Source organism: Aneurinibacillus aneurinilyticus ATCC 12856 (assembly GCF_000466385.1).
Lineage (GTDB): Bacteria > Bacillota > Bacilli > Aneurinibacillales > Aneurinibacillaceae > Aneurinibacillus > Aneurinibacillus aneurinilyticus.
The window spans coordinates 52,391-57,595 of the sequence record NZ_KE952749.1 but is presented as its reverse complement, the minus strand read 5'-3'; the positions used below and the strand labels follow the sequence as shown (position 1 = coordinate 57,595).

Sequence of the window (5,205 nt, the reverse complement as noted above, 5' to 3'; positions counted from 1 at the left end):
AAGTGGGAGACTTCTTTCGGAGGGAAGTTAAATTGTTCACATAAGGAAAGAGATAATGCCTCATGATGACGAGTTTTTTCTGCATTTTAGCGACTGTTTTTCTAATTGTTTTTTAGGCCACTTTTTAAATTTTTCGGGTATGAAATTACTAAGCCTATACCTTTTGAATTTTATCACAATGATTTACGCGTTATAAACCCAGTGTTTTCAATGGACATTTACATAAAAAACATGGGGTTATAGTGTGATGTTTATTGTGGTGTTAGCCCCATACCGAACATTAGTATCAATTTATAAGGTGATTTTCCCTATTTTTACCATAAAAGCAATGTAGAAGCATGTATAACTTTGTATATCCAATAAAAGGGGAGTAAGACACAACAAAGAAATGATTTTACGAAGTATAAGCCGATTTTCCAAATTTGAAAAGTCGGCTTATATCATTAAAGAAATTAATGATTATTATTTTTCTTGGTTCTGTTCTTCTTTTATCTTAGCAACATCTTCCTTAACTTTCTCTTCTATTTCTTTCTTCTCGCTATCAGTTAGCAAGTTAAATAATTGTGTATCATGTTGTGAAGAGTCTGCAGACAAAGAATTAGGAATAGTATTATTATCCCACATATCTATTCCAAAATTAATATAAAGTTGATCTATCGGATCATCAAAATAAGAACTAGCCCAATCCTTGTGTGAAGTTAGACTACAAATTTGATAAGCGCCTGCTGCAGAGCGTAACAGGAAAGGCTGGAAGCCCGCTGCCCTACCAACGAAACCATAATGCACATTACCGAGGTCTTCACCTCTCATAGCATATCCGTTATATACATATTTTTTTGCAGGTCCAAATGAAAGTTTATAATCCCAAGGACCACCAGTTTTGACTTGGGTAGCAAATTCCTTTCCTGTAGCTATAGGATAAGTGCCTTGCTTTTGTTCATTCATAGCATAGTAGGCCATATATGCAGCGTTTTTACGTAAAGTTTTTGAGAAGCTAGATGTGATGTCTGGATAACTAGCCATTACTTGAGCATCGAATTTTTGTAATTCTGAACTTTGTACCGGTTCTGAAGCCATAACGCTAGTTCCCATTGTCAGTAAAAGTGCTGATGATAGGATTACTGCTGAAATCTTTTTCTTTTTCAGACTTTTCCTCCATCACTTTTTTTGGAATTCAGACCATGAAATAGATTTTGCTGGAAATAAAATAAATAATAAACTATTTTTTACAATATATGAAAAATGGTAATGAATAACAATCTTATAAATACAACCTAATTACTAGATTGAATGAATTTATAGTTGCTCTATTAGCGTTCTCTTCGAAAATCGTATATGTCTTTTTCTACATCAAGTTTGTGGCCATTTATGGAAACTGTATCAGGATCAACCCACTTTACATTCGTATCAGTTATCCTATAATCCCAATAAATATTCTTCTTAGTTCCTTTTTTATTTTTTAACAGTTCGCCCCGAACTGTTGTAGCAACAGTAGCATTCCCTTCTACAATATACATTCTTACAGCGTAGCTTTTATCAGGGGAATCTACTTGCTTTACAAACTTTCCTTCAGGAAGATTAGACATTGAATAGAAAAGTAAATAATACACATAACCCAAAATTCCACCAGATATAAGGATAAATATAAGTAAACTAAATAAGAACCTTTTTTTTACCGCCATAATGTACCCTCCCCCAATCGTAGAAAAAATAAAAATTTCTATATTGCCAAGTGTTTCTTCCCACGCTTCTACTGCCCTTATTTTAACATAATAGTAAATAAAAAGATTTTTTTACACATATTACGTTAAATAGTTACAGATAAGGGAGAAATAGACCTAGGGATAATAGCCAAACTTTCTGAAGCTGGTAGAAGAGTTTCGTTTTTCCCTATCATTACCGGGAAGCATACGAGGCAATATCAATTGCCTAAAACACATCGACTCATTACCTGCATTGAAATATCCGATATCAGTTTTGCGTTCTCAAAAAGGATTTGATTTTTTGTGTATGGGTCAATGTATTATCCTAATCCATGGCTAAGGTTAACTTCAAACTCTCCGGTATCTAAGATTTGACCTTGCATGATAGGGTTGCTTTTACTATAAATTTTGTGGTGTTCTAGTACTTTACAAGTAGAATCTGCAAGTTGTCTTGGCATTTCTTCCATATCTGGATACATGTCTCTTGCAATTCCCTTGTTGAGAATAAAACTAATTCCGCCGTTTTCTACATCAAACCTAAATAAAAAGATCAATACATATCAGCCCCCCATAACTTGTTTACCTAATATAACGAAAAAAAAATCATTCTTATTACTACACATAATTAATCTCTTGTTTTATTTGGAAGGATTTTACTTATTGTATAGGGTGGTAAAAATAGAATATAGAAAGGAGAGCAAAAAATGAAATGTTATGTTTGTAAGGCGACAGATAGCATAAGCTTACCTATGTACCTCGACAAAAATAAACGATTATTATCTGAGTTAGAACTGAAAGCTTTCCGGGTTCTCCACCCTAGAGCTGCATATATACAATTTGAAAAAGTAATGGTTTGTGGTATATGCAAATTCGAAATGGAAGCGAGGAAAGCAGAATGACAGAAACACGAAAGTACATTATACAGCTTGATGAGAACGGAATGATTCAACTACTTAAAGAGATAACAAAGAACATACATAGTGGTTTATTGGATTTTGAGGTAATCGAAGATAAACTCCTAGCAAGAGAGCCAGAACCTGACCAGATATTTATTTTATACAAAGAATAAGAGTAATGCCCCGCTGCCCTACTTTGGGCGACGGGGCCGTTTTTGTTCTTACACTTCATTTATAAATAAGCCGAGTGATTTATTACTCAGGCAAAGTATAAGGGAGGTGTAACCAATAGAGCAGATGATTGCTATCATCATTATACTCTTACGTATTATCGGAGATATAATAGAAGAGTTCCAGCCAGCACTTGGAGCGCTCATCCTAGTTTTGCTAGTGGTACTTTTCAAGATTAGCTTCTAAGATTTAACACAAAAGCCCCTAAAGAAAAAAGGGGGACTGACCCAAGCGACTGGGCTTTATCTTTATAATATTTATACTCTTTCAACCAAGTTTTTAAATCTGTGTAATCTTTTTTACCTGTTGTTCAGCTATATGAGCCGGTGTAGCGGCAAATGTTTTGAAAGAGTTCCAAAATATGTTTCACTCCTATATCTGTCCAGCAACCTTCTTTAAGCGTCCTGCAAGTGGTACTACAATGATACCAGCTATTACAACCTGCATAACGTTTCCAGGGATGGAGCCGATTGGCTGTATCCAGTTACTGTAAAGGATAACCTCGGTAAAGTAGTAGCCTACGACTTTTATAATCAGTGCAACGGCAATTGCCAGTGTGTTTACAAGTACTCTTTTTCCAGGTACCTTTTCGGATATGAGGCCGGCTAAAAAGCCCATTGCACCTACGATGATGAATGTAAATGGTGCCCATGCTGCCCAACCGGAGATAAGATCGAAGAAGGCCATTCCGAAGGCGCCTGCTATGGCTCCTGTTTTTTTGCCGTAAACCAAGGCTGCGATAAAAAGAGGCACGTTACCTAGGTGGATTAGGCCTCCGTTACCCATTATTGGGAGCCTTATGTTGATGAACATTGTGGCTACAAGGGTAAATGTGATGAAAAGTGCATTGATGACTATGGTTTTTGTTTTAGTTGTTTCTCTCGATGAGAATGTTGAATCCATATAATAACCTCTTTCTTTTTTCTCTAAGATACCATCATACTCCTAATCACATATTTAATAAATACTTAATATTATTTATTTGCACAGGTACAGAAGTCTATATAAATCGTGATTATTTTTTCTGTATGCCTACATCTCCTGAAAGCTGCCTATACTGGTGCTAAAGCCAACGGACAAGGAAACGATACGTAATGAGAACGTTAAAATCATCCGTAATCATGGCTATATAAGTTACACTTAATATTTTGACATGATAACGTGGTTGGAAGTAGGAAATTCGGAAAAAAGAAGAGGTTGGACGCGCCCTGCGCTCCGGCAGAAGAAAGGCCAGAAAGGGGTCGATGTTGCCGATTGCCTGACTTTTATTGAAGAAAATGAGCAATGGTTTTAATAACATAGAAATTGCGAGGGAAGGCTTTCGTATTTTTGGACATGCATTGCCTGAATATAATCAAAGTCGGAAAATGTAAAATTCGGAATATAAGGGGCGGGAATAGAATGTAATAAAAAATTAAAGCGGATATAAGGACAGAGTAGAAGAATTTTAAAGACTAGACAAATAATTATTTGCCTTATATAATACCCCTATAGGTAAATGAATTGATGTGAAGTAAGTTCAAAGCAAATTTTTTTAGCTTCCTTTATACCATTACGGGTAAGTGTATAAAAATTGAGGAGGGATTTCAATGAAAGCTAATAAAGTGTTGGATGTAAATGGATTAGCATGCCCTATGCCTATTGTCAAAACGAAAAAAGCAATGAACGAGATTGAAACAGGGCAAGTGCTGAAGGTTCGTGCAACAGACAAGGGAGCGAAAAATGACCTTGCTGCATGGACGAAATCCAGTGGACATGAACTGTTAGATTTTAAAGAAGAAAATGGAGTATTTATATTCTGGATTAAAAAAGGATAACTTCACTTACCCAAAGGAGGATATAAAAAGGGGGATCAGCATGACTGAACACAAGAAAAAAACAAACATTATTTTATTTAGTGGTGACTATGATAAAGCTATGGCGGCGTATATTATCGCAAATGGAGCGGCAGCTTACGATCATGAGGTAACAGTTTTTCATACGTTTTGGGGATTAAATGCTTTGCGTAAAGATGGATTTGTCCCTGTGAAAAAAGGGTTTCTTGAAAAAATGTTTGCAAAAATGATGCCCCGTGGCGCTGATAAAATGGGGCTTTCCAACATGAACTTTGCTGGAATGGGGCCGAAAATGATTAAACATATCATGAAAAAACATAATGCCGTACCACTTCCACAATTAATTGAAATGGCGCAGGAGCAAGACATTAAGCTTGTGGCATGCACGATGACAATGGATCTTCTCGGGTTACAAAAAGAAGAGCTGCTGGATGATATCATCTATGCAGGTGTTGCTGCCTACTTAGCTGATGCTGAGGAGGGGAACGTAAACTTATTCATTTAATGACAAGGGTGTTGATTATCCAGTATGATCCAGAG

At 36.0% G+C, this 5,205-nt stretch carries 7 protein-coding genes; 3 read left to right on the top strand and 4 right to left on the bottom strand.

Annotated elements, in window-relative coordinates:
• Positions 1-462 precede the first annotated feature (462 nt).
• From HMPREF0083_RS08530 to HMPREF0083_RS08520, 3 genes are all read right to left on the bottom strand, one after another.
• Positions 463-1,077 carry a polymorphic toxin type 44 domain-containing protein gene (locus tag HMPREF0083_RS08530; protein ID WP_245191326.1) on the bottom strand — a complete coding sequence of 205 codons (615 nt, stop codon included), beginning with the start codon at positions 1,075-1,077 and terminating at the stop codon, positions 463-465.
• Between the two features lie 233 nt (positions 1,078-1,310).
• Positions 1,311-1,682, bottom strand: coding sequence for a DUF5412 family protein (locus HMPREF0083_RS08525; RefSeq protein WP_021620824.1), 372 nt, complete (start codon positions 1,680-1,682; stop codon positions 1,311-1,313).
• Between the two features lie 341 nt (positions 1,683-2,023).
• Complete coding sequence (locus tag HMPREF0083_RS08520; RefSeq protein WP_021620823.1) at positions 2,024-2,257, bottom strand: hypothetical protein; 234 nt, start codon at positions 2,255-2,257, stop codon at positions 2,024-2,026.
• A 341-nt stretch (positions 2,258-2,598) separates the two neighbouring features.
• On the opposite strand from HMPREF0083_RS08520, the gene HMPREF0083_RS27950 reads away from it, so the two are divergent.
• Positions 2,599-2,772, top strand: coding sequence for a hypothetical protein (locus HMPREF0083_RS27950; protein ID WP_021620821.1), 174 nt, complete (start codon positions 2,599-2,601; stop codon positions 2,770-2,772).
• Positions 2,773-3,202: 430 nt separating this feature from the next.
• On the opposite strand, the gene HMPREF0083_RS08510 is transcribed toward HMPREF0083_RS27950, so the two are convergent.
• Positions 3,203-3,733 (bottom strand): ECF transporter S component, encoded by a 531-nt coding sequence (locus tag HMPREF0083_RS08510; protein WP_021620819.1) that lies wholly within the window; start codon positions 3,731-3,733, stop codon positions 3,203-3,205.
• 686 nt (positions 3,734-4,419) lie between these two features.
• Between HMPREF0083_RS08510 and HMPREF0083_RS08505 the strand changes: the two genes are divergently transcribed.
• Together HMPREF0083_RS08505 and HMPREF0083_RS08500 are read left to right on the top strand one after the other, a co-directional pair.
• On the top strand, positions 4,420-4,647 hold the full coding sequence (locus HMPREF0083_RS08505; protein ID WP_021620817.1) for a sulfurtransferase TusA family protein: 228 nt from the start codon (positions 4,420-4,422) through the stop codon (positions 4,645-4,647).
• A gap of 40 nt (positions 4,648-4,687) precedes the next feature.
• Entirely contained in the window at positions 4,688-5,170 is a 483-nt protein-coding gene (locus HMPREF0083_RS08500; RefSeq protein WP_040302069.1) for a DsrE/DsrF/DrsH-like family protein, read from the top strand.
• Positions 5,171-5,205 lie beyond the last annotated feature (35 nt).